Below are 24,953 nucleotides of genomic sequence, written 5' to 3'. Positions count from 1 at the left end.
CACCGACCGACGGAACGGTGCCGTACCGCCGTCCCGACGGCACCGCACGCCCTCGCCCACCCTCGTACCCCGGAGGTAAAGAGCAGTGTCCCGTATACGTAAGGCAGCCACAGCCGTGGCGGCGAGCGCCGCGATCACCCTGCTCGCGAGCGCGTGCACCGGCCAGAGCAGCGGCTCGGCCGACGACGACGCCGGCAAGGACGTCACCATCACCTTCTGGCACGGCTGGTCGGCACCGGGCGAGCTGAAGGCGATCAACGACAACGTCGCCCGGTTCGAGAAGGCGCACCCCAACATCCACGTCAAGGTGCAGGGCAACATCACCGACGACAAGATCAACCAGGCACTGCGGGCGGGCGGTTCCAAAGCCCCCGACGTCGTGTCCTCCTTCACCACCGACAACGTCGGCCAGTTCTGCTCCTCCAGCACCTTCGCGGACCTGGCGCCCTTCCTGCAGAAGTCGGACATCGACCCGGCGGCGACCTTCCCCAAACCGATGCTCGAATACACCCAGTTCGAGGGCAAGCGCTGCTCGCTGCCGCTGCTGGGCGACGCGTACGGGCTGTACTACAACACCAAGGAGTTCGCGGCGGCCGGCATCACGGCGCCGCCGAAGACCCTCAGCGAGTTCAAGGCGGACGCGGTCAAGCTGACCAAGTCCAGCGGCGACTCCTACTCCCAGCTGGGCTTCATGCCGGACTTCCACGGCTACGAGTCCACGCCCATGCACGTGGCGGCCCAGTGGGGCGTGAAGTACTTCGACGCGGCGGGCAAGTCCCAGGTCGCCAAGGACCCCGGTTTCGCGGCGATGTTCACCTGGCAGCAGGACATGGTCAAGGCGCTCGGCGGCTTCGCCAAGCTGGAGAAGTTCCGCTCCGGCTTCGGTGACGAGTTCGGCGCCAAGAACCCGCTGCACACCGGCCAGGTGGCCATGGGCATCGACGGCGAGTGGCGGGCCGGCATGGCCAAGGACGCCGGGATGAACGACCTGGCCGTCGCGCCCTTCCCGGTGCCCGACGACCAGGCCGCCACCTACGGCAAGGGCTACCTGTCCGGCACGATCATCGGCATCGCCAACACCAGCGCCAAGAAGAACGCGGCCTGGGAGCTGGTGAAGTTCATGACCACCGACACCGACGCGGTCGTCTCCTTCGCCAACGCGATCCACAACGTGCCCTCGACGCTGGCCGCGCTGAAGTCGCCCAAGCTCGACCAGGACCCGTCCTTCAAGACCTTCCTGGACATCGCGCAGAACCCGAACAGCACCACCACCCCGCCGAGCGTCAACGGCGGCGCCTACCAGGTGACGCTGCAGGACTTCGGCTACGCCTACGAGTCGGGCAAGGCCAAGGACCTCACCCAGGGGCTGAAGGGCGTCGACACGCAGGTCGACAAGGACATCGCGCAGGCCAAGTGATGAGCGCCGCCGTCCACCCGCTGCTGAGGGCCAGACGCCGCAAGGCCGCGCTGCGCAACCTCGCCTTCCTGTCCCCGTGGATCGTCGGGTTCAGCGTCTTCTTCGCCTACCCGCTGCTGTCCACCGTCTACTTCTCCTTCATGCACTACAACGGGGTGAACCCGCCGACCTGGACCGGCACCAAGAACTGGTCCTACGTCTTCAGGGACTACCCGCTGTTCTGGCCGGCGCTGCGCAACACCCTGTGGCTGGTCGTGGTGATGGTCACGCTCCGGGTCGTCTTCGGCCTGGGCGTGGGCCTGCTGATCACCAGGATCAAGACCGGCGCCGGACTCTTCCGCACCGCCTTCTACCTGCCCTACCTGGCCCCGCCGGTCGCCGCGACGATGGCCTTCGTCTTCCTGCTCAACCCCGGCACGGGGCCGGTCAACCACATCCTGGGCGACATCGGCATCCCGACGCCGGGCTGGTTCACCGACCCGCACTGGTCCAAGCCGGCCCTGACCATGCTGGCGGTGTGGGGCATCGGCGACCTGATGGTCATCTTCATGGCCGCGCTGCTCGACGTGCCCAAGGAGCAGTACGAGGCCGCCGAGCTGGACGGCGCCGGGTCCTGGGTCCGGTTCCGCTACGTGACGCTGCCGAACATCTCGCCGATCGTGATGTTCGCGGTGGTCACCGGGGTCATCCAGACCATGCAGTACTACACGCAGCCGCTGGTGGCGGGAAAGGTCGCCTCCGGGATCATCGGCAACTCCGGCCAGCAGTTCGAGCCCGGCTACCCCGACAAGTCGACCCTGACCCTGCCCCAACTGGTCTACGAGCGCGGCTTCCAGCGCTTCGACTACGGCTCCGCCTGCGTCATCGCCCTGGTGCTCTTCGTCCTGGCGATGGCCTTCACCGCACTGCTCATGCGCCGGCGCAACGGCTTCCTGTCGGCGGAGGACTGACGCTCGAGCTCCCGCAGTGGCCGGCCGAGGAACGAGGCCGTCCGCGAAGGGAGCGAGGAGAAAGTCCGACCACTAGAGATGTGGACTGACGCCCATGACCACTCTTACCGCTCCCGCCACGCCCGCGACCGGCCACCCGGCCGACGCACGTGCCCGGCGCACCGCCCGCCGCAAGGCGCGGCTGCACTGGATCGCCGTGCACTCGCTCGGCCTGGCCGCCGCCGCCTTCTTCGTGCTGCCCTTCGCCTTCGTCTTCCTCACCGCGGTGATGAGCGACAACCAGGCCCTCACCAGGGACCTGTGGCCGCACCCCTGGCAGTGGTCCAACTTCCGCACCGTGTGGGACACCCCGGGCTTCCTCACCTGGTGGCGCAACACCCTCGTCTACGCGGTGTCCGGCACCGTGCTGACCGTGGTGTCCTCACTGCCGGTGGCCTACGCCCTGGCCAAGTTCCGCTTCCGCGGCCGCAACCTGATCATGGTGCTGGTCATCTCCACGATGATGCTGCCGCCGCAGGTGGTCATCATCCCGATGTACCTGTTCTGGACCAAGCAGCTCGGCATGGACGGCACCCTGTGGCCGCTGATCATCCCGATGGCCTTCGGCGACGCCTTCACCATCTTCCTGCTGCGCCAGTTCCTGCTGACCATCCCCAAGGAGTACACCGAGGCGGCCCGGGTGGACGGCTGCGGTGAACTGCGCACCCTGGTCACGGTGATCGTGCCGATGATCCGGCCGGCCATCGCCGCCGTCGCGCTCTTCCAGTTCTTCTACTGCTGGAACGACTACTTCGGCCCGCAGATCTACGCCAGCTCCAACCCGGCCGCCTGGACACTCAGTTACGGCCTCGAATCCTTCAAGGGGGCGCACCACACCAACTGGAACCTGACAATGGCCGCGACCGTCCTGGTGATGGCGCCGGTGATCGTGGTCTTCTTCTTCGCGCAAAAGGCCTTCATCGAAGGCGTGACCCTGACGGGAGTCAAGGGATGAAACTGGCAGTCGTGGGCGGCGGGTCCACCTACACCCCCGAGCTGGTCGACGGGTTCGCGCGGCTGCGCGACAGCCTGCCCGTCGAGGAGCTGGCGCTGATCGACCCGGACACGCACCGCCTGGAGCTGGTCGGCGGGCTCGCCCGGCGGATCTTCGCCAAGCAGGGCCACCCGGGCCGCGTCGTCACCACCTCCGACCTGGAGGCGGGGGTCGCGGGCGCCGACGCGGTGCTGCTCCAGCTGCGGGTCGGCGGGCAGGCCGCGCGCAACCAGGACGAGACCTGGCCGCTGGAGTGCGGCTGCATCGGCCAGGAGACCACCGGCGCCGGGGGCCTGGCCAAGGCGATGCGGACCGTCCCCGTGGTCCTCGACATCGCCGAACGGGTCCGGCGGGCCGCGCCCGACGCGTGGATCATCGACTTCACCAACCCGGTGGGCATCGTCACCCGGGCGCTGCTCCAGGCGGGCCACAAGAGCGTCGGGCTGTGCAATGTGGCGATCGGCTTCCAGCGCCGCTTCGCCGCCAAGCTCGGCGTGGCGCCCGAGCAGGTCCACCTCGACCACGTCGGGCTCAACCACCTGACATGGGAGCGGGGGGTGCGCATCGGCGGCCCCGGGGGCGAGGACGTGCTGCCCAAGCTGCTCGCGGAGCACGGCGACTCCATCGCCGCCGACCTGCACCTGCCACGCCCGGTCCTGGACCGGCTCGGCGTGGTCCCGTCGTACTACCTGCGCTACTACTACGCCCACGACGAGGTCGTCCGCGAGCTGCAGACCTCCCCCTCGCGGGCCTCCCAGGTCGCGGCGATGGAGCGCGAGCTGCTGGAGATGTACGGCGACCCGGCGCTGGACGAGAAGCCGGAGCTGCTGGCCAAGCGCGGCGGCGCCTTCTACTCCGAGGCGGCGGTCGCCCTCGCCGCGTCCCTGCTGCGGGCCTCGCACATCCCCGCGGACGGCGACGTGCAGGTCGTCAACACGTACAACAACGGCACCCTGCCCTTCCTGCCGGACGACGCGGTCATCGAGGTGCCCGCGGCCGTCGGCGGCGACGGAGCGCAGCCGCTGCCGGTGCCGCCGGTCGAGCCGCTGTTCGCCGGGCTGATCGCCAACGTGACCGCCTACGAGGACCTGGCGCTGGACGCGGCCCTGCGCGGCGGCAGGGACCGGGTCTTCACCGCGCTGCTCGCCCACCCGCTGGTCGGGCAGTACGACCTGGCGGAGCAGCTGACCGACCGTCTGATCGCGCACAACCGGGAGCACTTCGCGTGGGCCTGAACATCTCCCGGAGCCCGCGTCCCGGGAAGGTCCCCCGGCCGCCGCTCGTACCCGGCGGCGTGCTCGCCGTCGACGCGGGCAACAGCAAGACCGACGTGGCGCTGGTCGCCGCCGACGGGCGGGTGCTCGGCGCCGCCCGCGGCGGCGGCTTCCAGCCGCCGGCGGTGGGGATAGGACCCGCGGTCGCCGTGGTGGCCGAGATCGTCGCGCGGGCCGCGGCCGACGCCGGGTTCGACATCGCCGCGGGCGACGGCGCCCCGCTGGCCGCGTACACCTCGGCCTGCCTGGCCAACGCCGACCTGCCGGTCGAGGAGCAGCGCCTGGAGGCGGCCGTGCACGAGCGCGGCTGGGCGCACACCACCCGGGTCGCCAACGACACCTTCGCGATCCTGCGGGCCGGTGTGGACGAGCCGCGCGGGGTGGCGGTGGTGTGCGGAGCGGGCATCAACTGCGTCGGCATGCTGCCCGACGGGCGCACCGCGAGGTTCCCCGCCATCGGCAAGATCTCCGGCGACTGGGGCGGCGGTTCGGGACTCGCCGACGAGGCCCTGTGGTACGCCGCCAGGGCCGAGGACGGCCGCGGGGTGCCGACCGAGCTGGCCCGTACGCTGCCCGCGCACTTCGGCCTCGGCTCGATGTACGCGCTGATCGAGGCGCTGCACCTGGAACACCTGGCGCCCGAGCGGAAGTACGAGCTGACGCCGGTGCTCTTCGCGACCTCCGACGCCGGCGACGCGGTGGCCAGGAGCATCCTGGCCCGGCAGGCCGAGGAGATCGCGGCGCTGGCCGCGGTCGCGCTCGGCCGCCTGGACCTGCTCGACGAGGAGGCCGACGTGGTGCTCGGCGGCGGGGTGATGACGGCCCGCAACCCGTACCTGATGGACACCCTCGCCGAGGCGCTCACCGCCCGCGCGCCCAAGGCGCGCACCCGGGTGGTGACCGCACCGCCGGTGCTGGGCGCGGCCCTGCTGGGCCTCGACCAGCTGGCGGCGCCGCCGCAGGCGCACGCGGCGCTGCGGGCGCACTACGGCTGAGCGCCCGGCGGGGGGGCGGGCGTGCGGCGGCGGTCGCGGGCATGGGCGGGTGCGGAAGGGCGGGTGCGGGAACCGAACTCCTACGGGGTGCGTGTGACCAGTCGGGGGCGGGTAGTGACCGGTCAAGATCACACGGCCGCTGGAGGTTGGCATCGGCTGCGGCCATACTGCTGGCTGACAGCGTGACTTCCGCAACTGCGGCAAGTCGGACTCGGGGGAGGGTATGTGACGCACACGCCGACGGGGAGCGCGGGTCGCCCTGACGTGCGCATGGGTGCGGGCCGGCCCGCACCGCGCGGCGGCGTGCCGCAACCGCCGCCGGGCGCCCCCGACCCCGGCAGGCGCCGCGCCTGGGTGGAGTCCGCGGCCAGGATGCGGGCCGCGGCGACCACGGAGCCGGGCCGGCTGCGTATCATCGGCGCGGGCCTCGCGCTGCTGGTGGTGGCCTTCGGCGCGGTCACCGCCTGGCAGGTCACCGACCGCTCCACCGCGGCGGACAACGTCGTCAAGCACAGCGCCCCGCTCAGCGCGACGGCCGCGGAGATCTACCGCTCGCTCGCCGACGCCGACGCCACCGTCACCGGCGGTTTCCTGGTCGGCGGCCAGCAGCCGAAGAAGGTCTCCGACCGCTACGAGGGCGACATCTCCAACGCCTCGAAGCTGATAGCCCAGGCCGCGGCCAACAGCCAGGGCTCACCGCAGGCCCGCGCCCAGATCGCCCTGCTCAACGAGCAACTGCCCAAGTACGTCGAGCTGGTGACGGCGGCCCAGACCAACAACCGGCAGGGCCTGCCGGTCGGCGGCGCCTACCTGCGCTACGCCAACAGCCAGATGCGCAAGCCCGGCGGCCTGCTGTTGGCGGCCGACAAGCTCTACGAGATCGAGACCGGCCGCCTGGGCAGCGACTACAGCGACGCCAAGGCGCTGCCGTACGTCTCCTGGGCGGTGGGCGCGGTCGCGCTCGGCGCCCTGCTGTGGGCGCAGCGCCGCCACTACCGGCGTACCAACCGGGTGTTCAACCAGGGCATGCTGGCCGCCAGCGCAGCCTCCGCGGTGGTGCTGCTGTGGCTGGTCGCCGGGCACACCGTGGCGCGCTCCCAGCTGGAGCACTCCTACCAGCACGGCGCCCGCTCCATGCAGGTGCTCAACAACGCCCGGATCAGCGTGCTGCAGGCCCGCGGCGACGAGAACCTGACGCTGGTGGCCCGCGGCTCCGGCGACAACTACGAGACCAACTTCGCCAACGGCATGACCACGCTGGCAGGCGCCGACCCCAAGGGCGTCGGCGGTGTGCTGGCGCAGGCGCTGCAACTGGCGGACAATTCAGCGGGCAGCGACCCCGTCAACGCCGCCGTCAAGAGCGTGCAGACCTGGCGTACCCGGCACACGGCGGAACGCAGGAGCGACAAGGACGGCGACTACACCACGGCCGTCGCCCAGGTCATCGGCGGCAAGGACAGCAGCGGCAAGACCGTGGAGCAGACGACGGGAAGCTGCTTCGACGCGGTCGACGCGAGCCTGCAGAAGGCGGTCGACCAGGAGCAGAAGGAGTTCAAGTCGGCGGCGGACAGCGGCCGCGGCGCCCTGGCGCTGCTGCCCTACGGTGCGGCGCTGCTGGCGGTGTTCGCCGCGGCGGGCGCGGTGCTCGGCATCGGCCGCCGGCTGTCGGAATACCGGTGACGGGGATGCCGGGACTGCAAGGACGCGGTATGCCGGAGATATCGCGCAGGGGCGCGGCGCGAGCGGGAGGGAGACGGACGGTGGGCGTATTCCGGCGCGGCTGGGGCGGCGTCGCGACGATGGCGGCGGCCTGCACACTGGCACTGGCGGGCGCGCTCGTCCCGCTGGGTGACGGCCCGGCCCCGGTGGCCGCGGCCGACCCGGGACCGGTGGTCCAGGCGCACTACGCGACCGCGCAGGACGACTCCGGCACCTGCACCCAGCCGGAACGCAGCCTCAACCCGGCCTCGGGCACCGACGACGGCGACGCGGTGGCCAGGATCAGGAAGTACGGCAAGCTGAAGGTCGGCGTCGACCAGAACAGCTACCTGTGGGGCTTCCGCGACCCGGCCACCGGCGACTTCGCCGGGTTCGACATCGACATCGTCAAGGCCATCGCCAAGGACATCCTGGGCGACGAGAACGCCGTGCAGTACCTGACGGTGCCGACCGCCGACCGCATCGCCGACATCCAGGCGGGCACCGTGGACATGGTGGTCCGCACCATGACGATCAACTGCGCCCGCATCAAGGACGTCGCCTTCTCCACCGCCTACTTCACCGCAGGCCAGCAGATACTGACCTCGGACGACTCCCCGATCACCGGCTTCGACGACTCGCTCAAGGACAAGACCGTCTGCACCGCGCTCGGCTCCACCGGCGACGACGAACTCGCCAAGGGCGCCCACGGCGCCCACGTGATGCGGGTCGCCAACCAGCTCGACTGCCTGGTGCAGCTGCAACTCGGCCTGGCCGACGCGGTCTTCACCGACAACGCGCTGGCCGCCGGACAGGCCGCGCAGGACCCGACCGTGCACCTGGTGGGCAGTACCGTCACCAAGGAGCCGTACGGTGTGGCCATGAAGCTGTCCGACACCGACCTGGTGCGGCGGGTCAACAAGGTGCTCAACACCTATCGTGCCGACGGTTCGTGGCAGCGTTCGTACCACAACTGGCTGGAGGACGTGCTGCCCGGCATCCAGCCGCCCGCACCGTTGTACAAATAGGTCAGGGGCAGGGTGGGAAGAGAGGGCGTGATGGCGGTCGCGGGACCATCCGGACCGGTGATGGGGCGGGAGGACGTCGACCGCGCCCTGGCGCGGCTCGCCACCGAGCACGAGGCGATCGAGTCCTCGCTGCTCTCGCTCCAGGACCACTCGGGCCGCCGGCTGCTGGAAGGCGCCGAGCTGACCGGGGTCACCAAGGAGCGCTGGGCCGAGACCGACGCGGCCATCACCGCCCTGTGGACGCACTTCGAGGCGTACACCGACGCCCTGACCACCGCCCGCGAGATCCGCGCCCGGCGCCGCTGGCCGACCCAGACCGAGCTGCGGCGGCTGACGGAACTGCTGCGCGGCGAGGGAGTCAGCGTGACCGGCGCGGCGGTTCCCGACGCCGCCCGCTCGCTGACCGGCCCCGCCAAGCTGACCGAGCAGCTCAGCCTCGACCAGCTGCTCACCCGGATGAACGGCTGGTACGACCAGGCGATGGAGACCGTCGCCGCGGCCGACTCGGTGTGGTCCGCGCTGCCCGCCAGGATCGACCTGCTGGCCGCCGAGACCCAGCGGGTGCGCTCGCTCGCGCACTCGGTGGGGGTACGCCCCGGCGCGCACCCGTCGGGCGACGAGATCGAGGACCTGGTCGCGGAGCTGACCGAGCTGCGCGCGCAGACCGTGTCCGACCCGCTGGCCTTCTGGCGTGCCAGGCCGACCCCGGGGCGCCCCGACACCTCGCGCTACGAGACGGCCGGCCGCCGGCTGGACGGCATCCGCCGCGAGGTCGAGGCGGTGATGCACGTCAGGGACGACGCCGAGCACCGGCTGAGCCGGCTGCGCGACGTGCTCTCGCGCGCCGACCGCACCCTGACCGAGGCGCGCAGCGCCCGGGTGGAGGTGCTCTCGAAGATCCTCGCCTCCGACGTGCCGGCCGTCAGCGGCCCGGCGTCCGCGCTGCACGAACAGCTCGCGGCGGCCGAGGACTTCACCAGGTCCGCGCAGTGGCACCGGCTCTCGCCGCTGCTGGACAGCCTGGAGCAGCACGCGGACGACGAGCTGCTGCGGGCCAGGGAGTCGCTGACCGCGGTGACCGCGCCGCTCGCGGTGCGCGCCGAGCTGCGCGGCCGGCTCGACGCCTACCGTGCGAAGGTCGCCAGGCTCGGCATGGCCGAGGATCCGCTGCTGATCGAGCGCTACGACCAGGCCCGGCGGCTGCTGTGGAGCGCGCCCTGCGACCTGGCGGCGGCCGAGCGGACCGTGCAGCGCTACCAGCAGGCGGTGGCCGAACTCGGCACCCAGCGCCCGCCGCAGGACCGGCGGTGAAGGGGTTGTCCCCGGGCTTCCCCCGCTGTTCCCGCACGATTCGCAACCGCCGCGTACGGTACGACCGTCGTAGCCGGTACGTGGCACACCAGGGGAAAGGCTGAGGGGGACACAGTGAGCAAGTGCCAACGGCCGGGCTGCGGCGGGACCTTGGAGGACATGGGCGGCGGCGACCTGTACTGCGACACCTGCGGCCTCGCGCCGCTGCCCGCCGCCGTGCCGCCCGCGCCCGCCACGCCTCCCGGGCCGCCGCCGCGCTCGGCGGGCGCCGACTCGGGCAGCACCTCGACCTCCACCTCCTCGCGTTCGTCCAAGTCCTCCTCGCGGGCCTCCCGGCGCTCGGTCTCCGGGCGGCTCTCGCAGGGGCTGACCGGCTCGGCCACCGGCAGGTCGGTGTCGGTACGCAGCAGCCGCTCCGGGTCTTCGGGTTCCGGGCGCGGCAAGCTCGGCGCGGGCCTGGTCGCCGTCCCCACCGTGCCGCGGCCCGACCCGGCCGCGGCGGTGCTGGCCAACCCCGAGGTGCCTGAGCGCAAGCGGTTCTGCAGCAAGGGCGACTGCGGCGCCCCGGTGGGCCGCAGCCGCGGCGACCGCCCCGGGCGCACCGAGGGCTTCTGCACCAAGTGCGGGCACCCGTACTCGTTCACGCCCAAGCTGCGCCCCGGCGACGTGGTGCACGGGCAGTACCACGTGGTGGGCTGCCTGGCGCACGGCGGGCTCGGCTGGATCTACCTCGCGGTGGACCGCGCGGTCTCCGACCGCTGGGTGGTGCTCAAGGGCCTGCTGGACACCGGCGACGAGGACGCGCTGGCCGCCGCGGTCTCCGAGCGGCGCTTCCTGGCCGAGATCGAGCACCCGAACATCGTGCGGATCTACAACTTCGTCGAGCACCTGGACCAGCGCACCGGCACCCTCGACGGCTACATCGTGATGGCCTACGTCGGCGGCAAGTCGCTCAAGGAGATCGCCAACGAGCGGCGCACCGCGGACGGCCGCCGCGAGCCGCTGCCGGTCGCGCAGGCCATCGCCTTCGCCATCGAGGCGCTGGAGGCACTGGGCCACCTGCACAGCCGCAACCTGCTCTACTGCGACTTCAAGGTCGACAACGCCATCCAGACCGAGGACCGGCTGGAACTCATCGACATGGGCGCGGTCCGCCGCATGGACGACACCGAGTCGGCGATCTACGGCACGGTCGGCTACCAGGCACCCGAGGTCGCCGAGGTCGGCCCGTCGGTCGCCTCCGACCTCTACACCGTCGCCCGCACCCTGGCCGTGCTGACCTTCGACTTCCAGGGCTACACCAACGTCTTCGTCGACAGCCTGCCCGACCCGGGCAACATCGAGGTCTTCTCCCGCTACGAGTCCTTCTACCGGCTGCTGGTGCGGGCCACCGACCCCGATCCGGACAAGCGCTTCGCCTCCGCCGAGGAGATGTCGGACCAGCTGCTCGGGGTGCTGCGGGAGATCGTCGCCCTGGAGACCGGGGTGCAGCGGCCCGCCCTGTCCACGCTGTTCGGCCCGGAACTGCGGGTGGTCGACACCGATCTGGTGCGCGCGGTGGCCGGCGACACCTCGGCGCTCGGCGCGGACCGGGCGCTGGAGAAGGCCGCGAGGCGCCGCGACAAGGCGGGCGCGCGAACGGCTGCGCAAGGCGGGGCGAACGGTGCGGGCGCGAACGGCCCGGCAATAGGCGCAGGCCCGAACGGCTCGGCAATAAGCGCAGCCCCAGGCGCCCCGGGAATGGGCCGGCCTCTTCCGCCCGGTGCGGTGCCCGCCCAACTGCCGGGTCCCGGCGGGTATCCGGCGGCTCCCGCGCCGGCCTGGACACCGCCGCTGCCGGTCGTCGCGCGCCTGGACACCACCGCGGCCGTCCTGGCGCTGCCCGTTCCGCACGTCGACCCCGGCGACCCCAACGCGGGCTTCCTGGCCGGGCTTTCCGCGGCCGCCCCCGGTGAGCTGGTCACCGCGCTCCAGTCGGCACCGGTCGACTCCGTCGAGCGGCGGCTGCGCGAGGTCCGCGCCCGGCTGGAGCTGGGCGACGCGGCCGGCGCGCAGCAGGTGCTCGGCTCGCTCGCCGACCCCGCGGACAACGCGGACTGGCGGGTGGTGTGGCACCGCGGCATGGCGGCGCTGTGCACCGGCGACCACGAGACCGCCGCGCTGAGCTTCGACGCGGTCTACGACGCCTTCCCCGGCGAGCCCGCGCCGAAGCTGGCGCTCGGCGTGTGCGCCGAGGTGCTGCGCCAGCTGGACAACGCCGCCGAGTACTACCGGCTGGTGTGGACCGGCGACCACAGCTACGTCAGCGCCGCCTTCGGCCTGGCGCGGGTGCTGCTTGCCTCGGGCGACCGGGCGGGCGCGGTCGCCGCGCTGGAGTCGGTGCCCGAGTCGTCCATCCACTACACGGCCGCCCGGGTCGCCGCGATCAGGGCCAGGCTGCGCGACCGCTCGCCGCACGAGCCGCTGCTGCCGGACCTGCGGGCGGCGGGACTGCAGGTCGAGGCGCTGCAGCGGCAGGGCCTGGACTCCGACAGGCGCGAGCAGTTGGCGACCGAGGTGCTGGGCAGCGCCCTGGACTGGGTGCTCGCAGGACGTGTCGGGGAGCACCAGGCGGCGCTCGCGGGCGTACCGTCGTCGGCATCCGGCAACCATGCAGTGCTGGGTGCCGACTTGACCGAGCGGGGCCTGCGGTTCGGCCTCGAACGCTCGTACCGGGTCCTGGCAAGGCTCGCCCAGCAGGGCAGTACGAGGATCGAACTGGTGGAACGCGCCAACCGCTTCCGCCCCAGGACGTGGGTGTAACCAGATGCCACCACTCCCCGAGTCGGCGCGGGCGGCGCAGTCCGCCCCGCCGGCGCTCTGCCCCAACTGCGCGGACCCGCTGGACGCGGACGACCGCTTCTGCGGGAGCTGCGGCCACGACCTGGCCGCGCCAGTCCCCGCCCCTGCGCCCGTCCCTGCCGCACAGGCGCCGCCGGCCGCCCCGCCGGCTCCCGCGGCGGAGCGGCCCGAGGAGGGTCCCGCCACCGACGCGTTCGTGCTGGCCCCGCCCAAGCCCGCCGGGGCCGCGCAGGAAGCCGGCGGCGAGACCCTCGCGCTCGGCGTCGCGCTGCCCGGCGCGCGGCTGTCCGACCCGCGCGAGGAGCCGCCGGCCCCCGAGGGTCCTGTGTGTGTGGCGTGCGGGCTCGGCGGGGTCGACGACGACGGCTACTGCGAGCACTGCGGGCACGCCCAGCCGCGCCAGCGCGACCACCAGGAGCAGGAGTTGGAGGGTGTGGCCGCGGTCAGCGACCGCGGGCTGCGCCACCACCGCAACGAGGACGCCTTCGCGGTGGCCACCGCCTCGCTGCCGGACGGCACCCCCGCGGTGGCCGCGGTGGTGTGCGACGGGGTGTCCACCGCCTACCGACCCGACGACGCGTCGGCCGCCGCGTCCACCGCGGGCCGCGAGTCGCTGCTGGCCTCGCTGGAGCGCGGCACCCCGGCGGAGGACGCGATGCGCGCCGCCCTGATGTCGGCCTTCGAGGCGGTGACGGCGCTGGCAGCCGAGGAGGAGCCGCCCGGCGGCGTCCCGCACCACAACGCCCCTGCCTGCACCTGCGTCAGCGCGGTCGTGACGGGGCCGGTCTTCACGGTCGGCTGGATCGGCGACAGCCGCGCGTACTGGATCCCCGACGACCGCACCCTGCCGGCCTCCCGGCTGACCGAGGACGACTCGTGGGCGGCCAGGATGGTCTCCGCGGGCCTGATGTCGGAGGCGGAGGCGTACGCCGACGAGCGCGCGCACGCGATCACCGGCTGGCTGGGCGCCGACGCGATCGAGGTCGACCCGCACGTGGCCGCCTTCCAGCCCGAGGGGCCCGGGGTGATCGTGGTGTGCACCGACGGGCTGTGGAACTACGCCGAGTCCGCCGCCGAGATGGCCGAGGCGATCCCGGCCGACGCCCGCGTCCGCCCGCTGCACAGCGCGCGGACCCTGCTGGGCGTCGCGCTGGACGGCGGCGGCCACGACAACGTAACGGTCGCGGTGCTGCCGTTCCCGGCCGCCGTGTCCCGGGCAGGATTTCCATCCGCGTAGCTTCCGGAAAAGCTGGGCGGGGCTGTGCAATGGCTTTAAGGAGTGCAGGAAGCGATGGCCATTCTTTCGAAACCGAACGTGCCGCAGTTCTCGGTCGACGTCTACCAGAACGAGTACCTGCCGGAGGGCGGCCGGGAGGTCAACGCCATCGTGACGGTCACCTCGACCGGCGGCGGCACGACCGGCGGCCACCCCATGCCCGGTGCCGCGGCGGGCAGCGGGAGCACGGCGGGCGCGGGCGTGGTGATCATGGTCGACTGCTCGGGGTCGATGGAGTACCCGCCGACCAAGATGCGCAACGCGCGCGACGCCACGGCCGTCGCGATCGACGCGATACGCGACGGCGTCGCCTTCGCGGTGATCGGCGGCACCCATGTGGCGCGTGAGGTCTACCCGGCCAACGGCGGCCTGGCGGTGGCAGACCCGGCGACCCGCGCCCAGGCCAAGCAGGCGCTGCGCCGGCTGACCGCGGGCGGCGGCACCGCGATCGGCACCTGGCTGCGGCTGGCCGACAAGCTGCTGTCGTCCGGCGACGCCGCGATCCGGCACGGCATCCTGCTGACCGACGGCCGCAACGAGCACGAGAAGCCCGAGGAGCTGCAGTCCGCCCTCGACACCTGTGCGGGCCGCTTCACCTGCGACGCGCGCGGTGTGGGCACCGACTGGGAGGTCAAGGAGCTGACCGGGATCGCCTCGGCGCTGCTGGGCTCTGTCGACATCGTCGCCGACCCGGCGGGCCTCGCCGCCGACTTCCAGGCGATGATGGAGAAGGCGATGGGCAAGGAGGTCGCGGACGTCAGCCTGCGGCTGTGGACCCCGCAGGGCTCCGAGATCGTCTTCGTCAAGCAGGTCGCACCGGCGGTGGAGGACCTGACCGCCCGGCGCAGCGAGGCGGGGCCGCGGGCCGGCGACTACCCGACCGGATCGTGGGGCGACGAGTCCCGCGACTACCACGTGTGCGTGCGCGTGCCCAACGCCGGTGTCGGGCAGGAGATGCTCGCCGCCCGCATGTCGCTGGTGCTGCCGCAGCCCGACGGCACCCCTCAGGTGCTGGCCCAGGGCCTGGTGCGGGCGCTGTGGACCGACGACATGGCCGCGTCCACCCGCATCAACCCGCAGGTCGCGCACTACACGGGCCAGGCGGAGCTGGCGCAGGCCATCCAGCAGGGCCTGGAGGCCCGCAAGTCCGGTGACATGGACGGCGCCACGGCCAAACTGGGCCGCGCGGTGCAGCTGGCCAGCGCGCTCGGCAACGAGGACACGGCCAAGCTGCTGGCGAAGGTGGTCGACGTCGTCGACGCGCCGAGCGGTACTGTGCGACTGAAGGCCCGCGTCGCGGACGCCGACGAGATGACCCTGGAGACACGGTCGACGAAGACCGTGCGGGTGAAGAAATAGCGCAGGAGGGACGCCGCAGCGACGGCGTCACGCAGTAGCTTCGCGCACAACCTGTAGAACCGCCCTCGGGGGGCGGAGGGGGAGCCGGCACGATGCTTTGTCCTAACGGCCACGAGTCCGCGGCCACCGACTGGTGCGAGACCTGCGGTATGCGGATGCCCGCGCCGCCGTCCTCGTCGTACAGCACGCGGCCCCCGTCGTCGGCTGCGTCCTCCTCCTCGACGCCGCCGGTCTCGCCCCAGCCCGCCTTCGGCTACGACCCGGCCGGGGCGGGCGCCGCGGGGGCAGGAGCGGCGCAGCTGTGCCCGGCATGCGGGACGCCGCGGGAGGGGATGGCGCTGTTCTGCGAGGAGTGCCGCTACAACTTCCAGACGCACTCGGCCACCACCTTCGTACCGCCGGCCCCGCACATCACACCGACCGCGCCGGACCGGCCGCCCTACCAGCGCTACGACTCCCAGCTGTCGCGGCCGTCCCGGGTGAACCGGCCCGCGGAGCCGCTGCCGTCGGAATCGGTGACGGTGACCTCGGGCTCGGGGGACTTCCTGCTGGACCCGCCGAGTTCGGCGACCGCGGCGCCGGGCGCACCCGGCACCTCATCCGCCGGTACGGCCCACCCGGCCGCTCCCCGCACGGGCAGCGCGTGGCTGGCGGTGATCGCCGCGGACCGGGAGTACTTCACCGCGGTCATGGCCCGCAGCGGCCCCGACGCGAGCGGGCTGTACTTCCCCGCCTTCTCGCCCGAGTTCGAGCTGCCGCTGACCGGCAACCAGATCACCATCGGCCGACAGCGGCACAGCACGGGCGAGTCGCCCGACATCGACCTGTCGCGCTCCCCCGAGGACCCGGGCGTCTCGCACAAGCACGCGGTGCTGGTCCAGCAGCCCGACGGCTCCTGGTCGGTGGTCGACCAGGACTCCACCAACGGCACCACCGTCAACCTCGCCGAGGACCCGATCCCCGCGTACACCCCGATCCCGCTCGCCGAGGGCGACCGGGTGCACGTCGGCGCCTGGACGACCATCACCATCCGCCGGATCTGACAGCCGCCCGGTCAGCCGGACGCGGTCGGCACCGGCCAGGTGTCGGGGCCGTCCGGGGAGTCCAGCCAGATCCACTGGCGACGGCCGTCCACGCTCAGCCCGAAGCGGGTGCGCGCCGGGTGCCGGTCCGGCAGCCAGGGCTCGCCGCCCACGCCGGGCGGCCCGACGCCGGCGCCGAGGCCGCGCAGCGGCACGAAGTAGGCGGGCCCGGGCAGGAAGTGCCCCTCGGCCCTGCCCGGCCCGAGCACGGTCAGCAGCACGAGGCCCGACGCGAAGGGCGCCAGGATCCGCGCCCCCGGCCGGCACTGCTCGGTCCAGCCGGGCGGCACCGACGGCAGCTCGCAGGTGGCCATCACCCGGTCGTAGGGCGCACCCTGCGGGTGCCCGAGCGCCCCGTCGCCGGTGACGACGGTGACCGACAGGGCCTCAGGGGTGCCGTACGCGGCCAGGTTCGCGCGGGCCGACGCCGTGATCGCCGCGTCCAGGTCCATGGTCGTCACCGCGCCCGTACCGCCGAGCCGGTGCGCGATCAGCGCCGCGTTGTAGCCGGTGCCCGCGCCGATCTCCAGCACCCGCTGGCCCTCCCGGACGCCGAGCGCCTCGCACATCAGCGCCATCAGCGACGGCTGGCTGCTGGAGGAGACCAGTTCGCCGCCCGCGACATGGGTGGCGATCGGCTGGTCGCTGTAGGCACCGGTCAGCCAGCGCAGCCGCCGCCGCGGGTCGGGGTCGTCCGCCGCGTACCGCCCGTGCCCGGGTTCGCCCGTCTCCCCGCGGTAGTACACCGGCACGAACAGGTGCCGCGGCACCTGTTCGAAGGCCGCCCGCCATGCCGGGTCCTTCAGCCCGCCGCCCGCGACGATGCGCCGCACCATCCGGTGCCGCAGCGCCTTTGCCGCGGCCCGGAGACGCTGGTCCTGAACCGACCCGGCCATGCCTTCATCCTCCGCCCGCGGCAGGGGTCCTACGACCCGGGTCCTCCGCCGGGCCGTCTGCGACCATGGTGGGGTGACTGACATCCCGCACGGCACGGTCGAGCAGCAGACGTTCTACGAGCTGGTCGGCGGCGAGGACACCTTCCGCCGCCTGGTGCACCGCTTCTACCAGGGCGTCGCCGACGACCCCGAGCTGCGGGCGATGTACCCCGAGCAGGATCTCGGCCCGGCCGAGGAGCGGCTGCGGCTGTTCCTGTCGCAGTACTGGGGCGGCCCGCGCACGTACAGCGACCAGCGCGGCCACCCGCGGCTGCGGATGCGCCACGCGCCCTTCCAGGTCGACAAAGCCGCACACGACGCGTGGCTGCGCCACATGCGCACGGCCGTCGACGAACTGGAACTGGCACCGGATCACGAGCGGCAACTGTGGGACTACCTGGTGTATGCCGCCGCTTCGATGGTGAACACACCGGGCTGAACCGGGCCGCCGCGGGGCGGGTCACGATCGTATTGCGACAATCCTCGACATGTTTCCGCACGCCCCCTTGTGTTGAAAGCATCCGATCAGTGAGAGGACGGGGGCGGCACGGGTGACCGGATTCGTACTGATGCGCGTCCGCGCCCATCGGCTGCTCCTTGCTGCCGCCCTGCTGACCGTGGTGCTCACCACCTGTGTGCTGGCCACCCTCGCCTCCTACACCGGCGCGATAGGCGACGCGGCCCTGCGCCGCACCCTCCAGCACCAGGCCGCCGACCGCTCCACCTTCGACGTCAAGGCCTCGCTGACCGGCAAGGACAAGGCGGCCCTCGACACCGCGGTACGCAGCCGGCTCGACCGGGCCTTCGGCGACCTGCCCGCGCAGGTGAAGGCCAGCACCAGGTCCGGCCCCTACGGCCTGCCCCTGGCGCTGCGGCCCGCGAGCGCGCCCAAGAACACCGAACCCGACCTGACACTGCTGGCGACCTTCGACCGCTCGCAGCTGGCGCTCGTCGGCGGCCACTGGCCCGCCCCCGCCACCAAGGGCGCGGCCACCGTCCAGGCCGCGGTGCCGGAAAGCGCCGCCAGGGCGCTGCACATCGCCGCCGGACGGCAGATCACCCTCGCCGACCGGCTCGGCGGCCCCCCGCTGAAGGTCGACATCACCGGCGTCTACCGCCCCGCAGACCCCGCCTCGCCCTACTGGCAGCTCGACCCGCTCGCCGGACGCGGCATCCACACCCTCGCCTTCACCACCTACGGCCCCCTGCTCGCCGACCCCGGCACCTTCGACTCCGGCCGGGTCGCCGCCGACGAGATGTCCTGGCAGGCAACCGGCGACTTCCGCAAGGCCGCCGCAGGGCACATCGACACCCTCGAAACCGCCGTCAAGGACACCACCGCCGGGCTGCGCACCGACAAGGCCACCGGCGCCGCCCAGGCCACCACAGGACTGCCCGACCTGCTCGACGGTCTGCGCCGCAGCCTGCTGGTGACCCGCTCCACCCTGCTCATCGGCGCCTTCCAGCTGGTCATCCTGGCCGCCTTCGCGCTGCTGCTGGTCGCCCAGCTCCTCGCCGAGGAAAGGGCGGGCGAGACCGCGCTGCTGCGCGCCCGCGGCGGTTCGCGCGGCCGGGTGGCCCGGCTCGCCGCCGGCGAGGCACTGCTGCTCGCCCTGCCCGCGGCAGTGGTCGCGCCGCTCCTCTCGGGACCCGTCACGCACCTGCTGGCCGGAACCGGCGCCATGGCCCGCACCGGGGTCACCCTCGACGGCGGCGGCGCGGGCAGCGCCTGGCTGGTCGCCGGAGCCGCCGCCCTGGCCTGCGCCCTCGCCGTGGTCGTGCCCGCACTGCGCTCCACCGGCACCACCGCACGCACCCGCCGCGGCGGCCTGCCCGGCGCACTGCAGGCAGGCGCCGACGTCGGCCTGCTGGTCATCGCCGGCGTCGCCTACTGGCAGCTGCAGCGCCGCGCCTCGGGCAGCGGCGCGCTCAGCTCCGACAAGTCCGGCGGCCTCGGCATCGACCCGGTCCTGGTGGCCGCGCCCGCGCTGTGCCTGCTGGCCGGCACCGTCTTGGTGCTGCGGCTGCTGCCGCCCGCCGCCCGGCTCGGCGAGCGCCGCGCCGCCCGCGGCAGCGGCCTTGCCCTGGCACTGGCCGGATGGCAGCTGGCCCGGCGCCCGCGGCGGGGCGCCGCCGCCGCACTGCTGCTGGTCCTCGCCGTGGCCATGGGCATGTTCTCCATCGGGCAGAGCGCCAGCTGGGACCGCTCGCAGCGCGACCAGGCGGACTTCTCCGTGGGCGCCGACCTGCGGGTCACCGGGATGACGACACCGCCCTTCGGCCAGGCCGGCATCTTCACCGCCGCACCGGGCGTCACCTCGGCCGCGCCCGCCGCCCGCGAGACCCTGCTGCTGTCCGGCGACAAGTACGCCACCGCCCTGGTCATCGACACCACCAAGGCGGCCGGTGCGATGCGCATCAGGTCCGACCTGACCGACGGCCGCCCGCTGCCCGCGCTGCTGGCACCACTGCGTACCGCACCCGACGACCAGGGCCTCACCGTCGACGGCACCGCACGCCAGGTCGCCTTCCAGGCCACCCTGACCGCGGCACGCGGCGGCAGGCCCGCGGGGGCGGGCGACCAGCCCGACCACGTCAGTGCCGCCGTCGTGGACGCCGAGGGCGTCGCTTACGACTTCGCGCTCGGCGACCTGCCGCCCGACGGCCGCCCGCACACCCTGACCCTCGACCTGGCCACCGCCGCCGGCAAGGGCGCCCCCGCCGGGCCGCTGCGGCTGGTGCGGTTCGAGTCCTCCTACCAGGTGCCGCCCGGCCCCTCCGAGACCCGGCAGCTGGTCCTGACCTCCGCGCAGGTCACCCGGGCCGACGGGGCGGTCGAGCCGCTGCGGATGCCCGACGGGCAGTCCTGGGTGGGCAGCGCCGGCTTCGACGACGCCTCGCTCGGCGCCGTCCCCGGCGCGGTCACCCCCAGCGCCGGCAGCATGCAGTCCGGCGGCGCCGCACTGCTCTCCTTCGGCTACGAGACCGGCACCTTCTCCGGCGGCGGCGACGGCACCTTCCAGCAGAACGGCACCGGCACCTTCCAGCAGGACACCGGCACCGTCAGGGTCCTGGCCGGCAGCCGGACACCCGCCAAGCTCACCGGCATCGCCACCGACGGCTACCTGCGGGCGGCCGGCGCCAAGGTCGGCGACACCGTGCAGGTACAACTCGGCAATGTGACCGCCCCCGTGAAGATCAGCTCCGCCGTCCACGCCCTGCCCGGCACCGCGGACGCCGGCGAGACGGACGACTCGGGCGCGCTGCTGCTCGACCTGCGGGCCGTCAACCAGGTGCTGGCCGCAGGCGACACACTGCCGATGCAGCCCACCGAATGGTGGCTGGGCACCGCCCCCGGCGCCGCGGGCCGGGCCGCGGCGGCGCTGCGCGCCCGCGCCGACGTGGACACCGTGCTCGACCGCGCCGCGGCCGCCGCGGAACTGCGGGCCGACCCGCTGGGCGCAGGCCCCCAGTCCGCGCTGCCCGCCGCGGTCATCGCGGCGGCGGTGCTCGCCGCGGTCGGCTTCGCCGTCGGCGCGATGGGCGCGGCCCGCGAACGCCGCACCGAATTCGCGGTCCTGCGGGCGCTCGGGGCGCCGCGGCGCAAACTCACCCGGATGCTGGCCGCCGAACAGGGCCTGCTGGTGCTGGTCTCGCTCGCCGTGGGCCTGGCGCTCGGCACCTTCCTGACCCGGCTGATCACCCCGCTGATCGTGCTGACCGGGCAGGCGACCCGGCCGGTGCCGCCGCTGGTGATCGAACTGCCGGTGGGCCGGCTGGCCGAACTCGTCGCGGTGCTGCTCGCCGCCCCGCTGCTGGTGCTCGTCGTGACCGCCGTGCGGCGCGGCGAACCCGCGGCGGCCCTGCGTCACCAGGCGGAGGACTGACATGCCGTTCACCGACTCCTGGCTGCGGACCCGGCTGCGCGCCGCCCCCGCAAGTGCCCTCGCGCTGGCCGCCCTGGTCATGGTCACCGCCTTCCTCGCCGCGGCCCTGCCGCGGGCCGTGGACCGCTACGAGGACCGCGCCCTGCGCAAGGCCGTCGCGAGCGCCGCCCCCCGCGACCGGGGGGTGTCGATCTCCGACGACTACCGCACCTCGGACGACCCGGCGGGCGAGGACAAGCTCAAGCCCGCCACCATCAGCGGCGTCGAACGCGACTTCCGCGCACTGCTGCGGCCACCGCTGCGCATCGACCCCTCCGAGGTCGTCCAGGGCGTGCGCTCCGGCGCCGAGGCCGAGGTCCCCGACCCCGAACTGCCCCGCACCTCCGACCACGCGCCCGGGGCCGTCCTGGTCGCGCAGGCCGCCCTCGCCGACCATGTGAAGGTCGTCGCGGGCCAACTGCCCAGGCCCGAGCCCGCAGGTCCCGCCGCACTGGCCTTCGACGGGGTGGTCACCGAGAAGACCGCCCAGGTGCTGCACCTGAAGGTCGGTCAGACCGTCCACATGATGAAGTTCGGCGCCAAGCCGCTCGCGGTGCGCATCAGCGGCATCGTGGCGCCCCGCGACCCGGCCGCCGGCTACTGGACCATGGACGACGACATGCTCGCCCCGCTGGTCAGCTACCCGCCGCACCTTCCGATCGACCCGCCGCGGACGTACTGGCACTTCACGGTCCTGGTCGACCCCACCGCGGCCCGTTCCATGCCGCTGCTGGGCACGGGCGCCTCGCTGTACTGGCACCACCCGCTGCAGACCGGACAGCTGACCGCGCACGACGTGCCCGGCCTGCGCGCGGAACTGGCCGCGCTCGGCAGCGGGCCGCTGGCCACCCGGCTGGCCACCGCCACCGGCTCCTCATCACTCCACACCTCCGCCGGCGTCGGCGCGGTCCTCGACAACTTCGCCGACGACCGCGACGCATCGGAGCCGCTGGTCCTCATCGCCGCCGTGGGCGTGGGCACCACCGCCTTCGCGGTGCTGCTGATGGCCGCAGGCCTCGCCGCGGACCGCAGGCGCGGCGAGATGTCGCTGCTGCGCTCGCGCGGCGGCTCACTGCGCGGCATCTTCCGCCGGCTGGTCACCGAGACCGGCGCGGCGGCCGTGCCCGCGGGGGCCGCCGGTACGGTCCTGGCGCTGCTGGTGCTGCCCACGGGCCGCTCCGCCACGGCGGTGCTGCTCGGCGCGCTGGTCACCGCCGCGGGGACGCTGGCGATGCCGCTGCGGGCCACGCTGGCCGCCCGCAGGCCACGGCCGGCCGAGCGCGAGGACCTGGTGGCGCAGCGGCCCTCGCGGCGCCGGCTGGTCATCGAGCTGACGGTGACGGTGCTGGTCGCCGCCGCCGTGGCCGCGCTGCGGCGGCGCGGCACCGCCGACGGCTCCGACCCCTTCCTGGCCGCGGCGCCCGTGCTGGTCGCGGTGGCCGCCGCGCTGGTGCTGCTGCGGATCTACCCGCTGCCGCTGCGCCGGCTGGCCCGCCCCGCGGCGCGTCTGCGGGGCGCGGTGACGCACCTGGGGCTCGCGCGCGCCGGGCGGGCCTCGTCCGGCGGCCGGCTGCCGCTGCTCGCGCTGCTGGTGGCCCTCACCGTGGCGTCCTTCGGCGGCTCGGTGCTCGCCGGGATCGGCCACGCCAGGGACCGGGCCGCCGCGGTGGCCGTCGGCGCCGACGCCAGGGTCGACTCGATCTACCCGCTGGACGCCAGGCTGCCCGGCGAGGTCGCCAAGGTGCCGGGGGTCGGCGAGGTGGCCGCGATCCGGGTCGAGCCGCACGCAGCCAGCCAGGACATCCCGCTGAACTTCGACCTGCTGATCGTCGACGACCCGGCCCTGTACGCCCGCATCACACGTTCCGTGGGCATGCCCACCTTCCCTGCGGACGCGCTCGGCGCCGGGGCCGCCGCGGGCGCGCACGGACCGCTGCCCGCCGTGGTCTCGCCGAAGATCGCCGACCTGATCGGCGGCGACACCAAGCCCGTCGACACCGGAGTCGGCGCCACCGGCATCCGGGCGGCGGCGACCCTGCGGTCCACCCCCGCCGACAGCGACAGCGACGGCGACTTCGTGATCGTCTCCGGGCGGCAGCTCCACGCACAGCACCCGCGGCTCGCCGCGCTCCCCCAGTACGGCGGCCCGACCACGCTGCTGGCCACCACCGCGTCCGGGCGGCACATCGACGCCGCCGCACTGCGCAAGGTCGCAGCAAGCGGCAGCAGCCCGGCCACGGTGGAACTGCGCAGCCAGACCCGGGCGGTGCTGTCCGACAGCCCGCTGCAGAGCGGCGCCCGCAAGCTCTACCTGGCGGCGGTCGCGGCAGGGGCCGGCTACAGCGTGCTGGCACTGCTGCTGTCGCTGATGGCCGCGGCCCCCGGGCGGCGGGCGCTGCTGGCCAGGCTGCGCACCCTGGGGATGCCGCAGCGGCAGTCCCGGCGGCTCGTGCTGCTGGAGATGCTGCCGCAGGTGCTGCTGGCCGCCGTGGGCGGGGTGCTGGTGGGCCTCGCGGTGGTCCCGCTGCTCGGCCCAGGCATCGACCTGCACGCCCTGACCTTCGGCGGCAGCGCGCGCACTTCGACACCGTCGCCCTCCGCGGGGGTCGGCCTGCGCGCCGACCCCTGGTCCCTCGCCCTGCCGTCGGCCGGTCTGCTGCTGCTCGCCTGCGCGGTGCTGCTGGGGCAGGCCTGGGCGAGCGGGCGACGCCGTGAAAGCACCGAGTTGAGAGCGGGTGACCGGACGACATGAGCGCACACGGGACGACGGAGGAGCCGGGCTCCGGCACTGCGGGTACGGCGGAGCCTTCCGCCGGGGGTACGCCCACGACCCGCGGCCAGGCCCCCGCCCCGGCCAGCCTCGCGGAGCTGGAGCGGCAGGTCGCCGAGCGGCGCGACGGACCGGCGTACGGCCAGGACTCGCTGATCAGCTGCGACCGGCTGGTGCGCATCTTCACCGCCGACGGTGTGGAGGTACAGGCCCTGCAGGGCCTCGACCTGCTCGTCGGCAAGGGCGAACTGATGGCGCTGGTCGGCGCGTCGGGCAGCGGCAAGTCCACCCTGCTCAACATCCTGGCCGGACTCGACGTGCCCACCGCGGGCGCCGCCTCGGTCGGCGGCTACGACCTGCTCGCGATGGACGCCAAGTCCCGGCTGCGCTACCGCCGGGAGGTCGTCGGCTTCATCTGGCAGCAGACCGCGCGCAACCTGCTGCCGTACCTGACGGCCGCCCAGAACGTCGTCCTGCCCATGCAGCTGTCCGGCCGCGGCGGGCTGCGGCACAAGCGGCAGCGCACGGCCCGCGCCGCCGAACTGCTCGGCATCCTCGGCGTCTCGCACTGCGCCGACCGGCACCCGGCGCAGATGTCGGGCGGCGAGCAGCAGCGGGCCGCCATCGCGGTGGCCCTGGCCAACGACCCGGACGTCGTCCTCGCCGACGAGCCCACCGGCGAACTCGACTCCGCCACCGCGGAACAGGTCTTCGGCGCCTTCCGCACCGCCAACGAGCAGCTGGGCACCACCGTCGTGGTCGTCACCCACGACCAGTCGGTCGCCGACGCGGTGCACCGCACGGTCGCCATCAGGGACGGCCGCACCGCCTCGGAGGTCGTCCGGCGCACCGAGATCGACGAGCACGGCCAGGAGTCGGTGGTGGCCCGCGAGTACGCCACCGTCGACCGGGCCGGCCGGCTCCAGCTGCCGCGCGACTACACCGAGGCCCTGGAGATCCGCCGCCGCGTGCTGCTGGAACTCCAGCAGGACCACATCACCGTCCGCCCCGACGACCACCCCGCCCAGCAGCAGGACTGACCGGGGGCAGCGGCGCCT

General features: G+C 73.7%; 17 protein-coding genes. 16 read left to right on the top strand and 1 reads right to left on the bottom strand.

Annotated elements, in window-relative coordinates; translation table 11 throughout:
• The first annotated feature begins 85 nt into the window (after window positions 1-85).
• From JT723_RS01180 to JT723_RS01125, 12 genes are all read left to right on the top strand, one after another.
• Window positions 86-1,417: an extracellular solute-binding protein gene (locus JT723_RS01180; RefSeq protein WP_205042425.1), complete on the top strand. Its 1,332-nt coding sequence runs from the start codon at window positions 86-88 to the stop codon at window positions 1,415-1,417.
• The gene (locus JT723_RS01175) at window positions 1,417-2,367 is read left to right on the top strand and encodes a carbohydrate ABC transporter permease (RefSeq protein ID WP_205042424.1); all 951 of its coding nucleotides are present in this window, start codon (window positions 1,417-1,419) and stop codon (window positions 2,365-2,367) included. The genes JT723_RS01180 and JT723_RS01175 overlap by 1 nt, the downstream gene beginning before the upstream one ends.
• A 94-nt stretch (window positions 2,368-2,461) precedes the next feature.
• Window positions 2,462-3,361: a carbohydrate ABC transporter permease gene (locus JT723_RS01170; protein ID WP_205042423.1), complete on the top strand. Its 900-nt coding sequence runs from the start codon at window positions 2,462-2,464 to the stop codon at window positions 3,359-3,361.
• Window positions 3,358-4,635, top strand: a complete 1,278-nt coding sequence (locus JT723_RS01165) for a 6-phospho-beta-glucosidase (RefSeq protein ID WP_205042422.1) — start codon at window positions 3,358-3,360, stop codon at window positions 4,633-4,635. The genes JT723_RS01170 and JT723_RS01165 overlap by 4 nt, the downstream gene beginning before the upstream one ends.
• Window positions 4,636-4,694: 59 nt before the next feature.
• Window positions 4,695-5,669: an N-acetylglucosamine kinase gene (locus JT723_RS01160; protein WP_205042787.1), complete on the top strand. Its 975-nt coding sequence runs from the start codon at window positions 4,695-4,697 to the stop codon at window positions 5,667-5,669.
• A 270-nt stretch (window positions 5,670-5,939) separates the two neighbouring features.
• A complete protein-coding gene (locus JT723_RS01155; protein WP_372441207.1) occupies window positions 5,940-7,349 on the top strand; it encodes a GlnX family signal transduction membrane protein in 1,410 nt (469 codons plus the stop codon).
• Window positions 7,350-7,363: 14 nt separating this feature from the next.
• Window positions 7,364-8,395: a glutamate ABC transporter substrate-binding protein gene (locus tag JT723_RS01150; RefSeq protein ID WP_491697033.1), complete on the top strand. Its 1,032-nt coding sequence runs from the start codon at window positions 7,364-7,366 to the stop codon at window positions 8,393-8,395.
• 30 nt (window positions 8,396-8,425) lie between these two features.
• A complete protein-coding gene (locus tag JT723_RS01145) occupies window positions 8,426-9,706 on the top strand; it encodes a hypothetical protein (RefSeq protein ID WP_205042786.1) in 1,281 nt (426 codons plus the stop codon).
• Between the two features lie 159 nt (window positions 9,707-9,865).
• The gene (locus JT723_RS01140) at window positions 9,866-12,508 is read left to right on the top strand and encodes a serine/threonine-protein kinase (RefSeq protein WP_205042419.1); all 2,643 of its coding nucleotides are present in this window, start codon (window positions 9,866-9,868) and stop codon (window positions 12,506-12,508) included.
• A gap of 4 nt (window positions 12,509-12,512) precedes the next feature.
• Window positions 12,513-13,784, top strand: a complete 1,272-nt coding sequence (locus JT723_RS01135; RefSeq protein ID WP_205042418.1) for a PP2C family protein-serine/threonine phosphatase — start codon at window positions 12,513-12,515, stop codon at window positions 13,782-13,784.
• 54 nt (window positions 13,785-13,838) lie between these two features.
• A complete protein-coding gene (locus JT723_RS01130; RefSeq protein ID WP_205042417.1) occupies window positions 13,839-15,182 on the top strand; it encodes a vWA domain-containing protein in 1,344 nt (447 codons plus the stop codon).
• 92 nt (window positions 15,183-15,274) lie between these two features.
• Window positions 15,275-16,225 carry an FHA domain-containing protein gene (locus JT723_RS01125; RefSeq protein ID WP_240164876.1) on the top strand — a complete coding sequence of 317 codons (951 nt, stop codon included), beginning with the start codon at window positions 15,275-15,277 and terminating at the stop codon, window positions 16,223-16,225.
• Window positions 16,226-16,236: 11 nt separating this feature from the next.
• Here the strand turns inward: JT723_RS01125 and JT723_RS01120 are convergent, their stop codons facing one another.
• Window positions 16,237-17,160 (bottom strand): methyltransferase domain-containing protein, encoded by a 924-nt coding sequence (locus tag JT723_RS01120; protein ID WP_205042416.1) that lies wholly within the window; start codon window positions 17,158-17,160, stop codon window positions 16,237-16,239.
• Window positions 17,161-17,233: 73 nt separating this feature from the next.
• Between JT723_RS01120 and JT723_RS01115 the strand changes: the two genes are divergently transcribed.
• The 4 genes from JT723_RS01115 to JT723_RS01100 all read left to right on the top strand — a co-directional run bounded on the left by JT723_RS01115 (window position 17,234) and on the right by JT723_RS01100 (window position 24,935).
• Window positions 17,234-17,638: a globin gene (locus JT723_RS01115; protein ID WP_251512793.1), complete on the top strand. Its 405-nt coding sequence runs from the start codon at window positions 17,234-17,236 to the stop codon at window positions 17,636-17,638.
• A 112-nt stretch (window positions 17,639-17,750) separates the two neighbouring features.
• Complete coding sequence (locus JT723_RS01110; RefSeq protein WP_205042414.1) at window positions 17,751-21,086, top strand: ABC transporter permease; 3,336 nt, start codon at window positions 17,751-17,753, stop codon at window positions 21,084-21,086.
• 1 nt (window position 21,087) lies between these two features.
• Entirely contained in the window at window positions 21,088-23,877 is a 2,790-nt protein-coding gene (locus JT723_RS01105; protein ID WP_205042413.1) for an FtsX-like permease family protein, read from the top strand.
• Window positions 23,874-24,935 (top strand): ABC transporter ATP-binding protein, encoded by a 1,062-nt coding sequence (locus JT723_RS01100; protein WP_205042412.1) that lies wholly within the window; start codon window positions 23,874-23,876, stop codon window positions 24,933-24,935. Before JT723_RS01105 ends, JT723_RS01100 begins: the two co-directional genes overlap by 4 nt.
• Window positions 24,936-24,953: the final 18 nt, after the last annotated feature.

Origin of the sequence: Actinacidiphila bryophytorum, from assembly GCF_016916835.1 — a bacterium.
GTDB classification, from domain to species: Bacteria; Actinomycetota; Actinomycetes; order Streptomycetales; family Streptomycetaceae; genus Actinacidiphila; species Actinacidiphila bryophytorum.
Note: the sequence above shows the minus strand (reverse complement) of the source record. Positions and strands in the feature narration are given on the sequence as shown.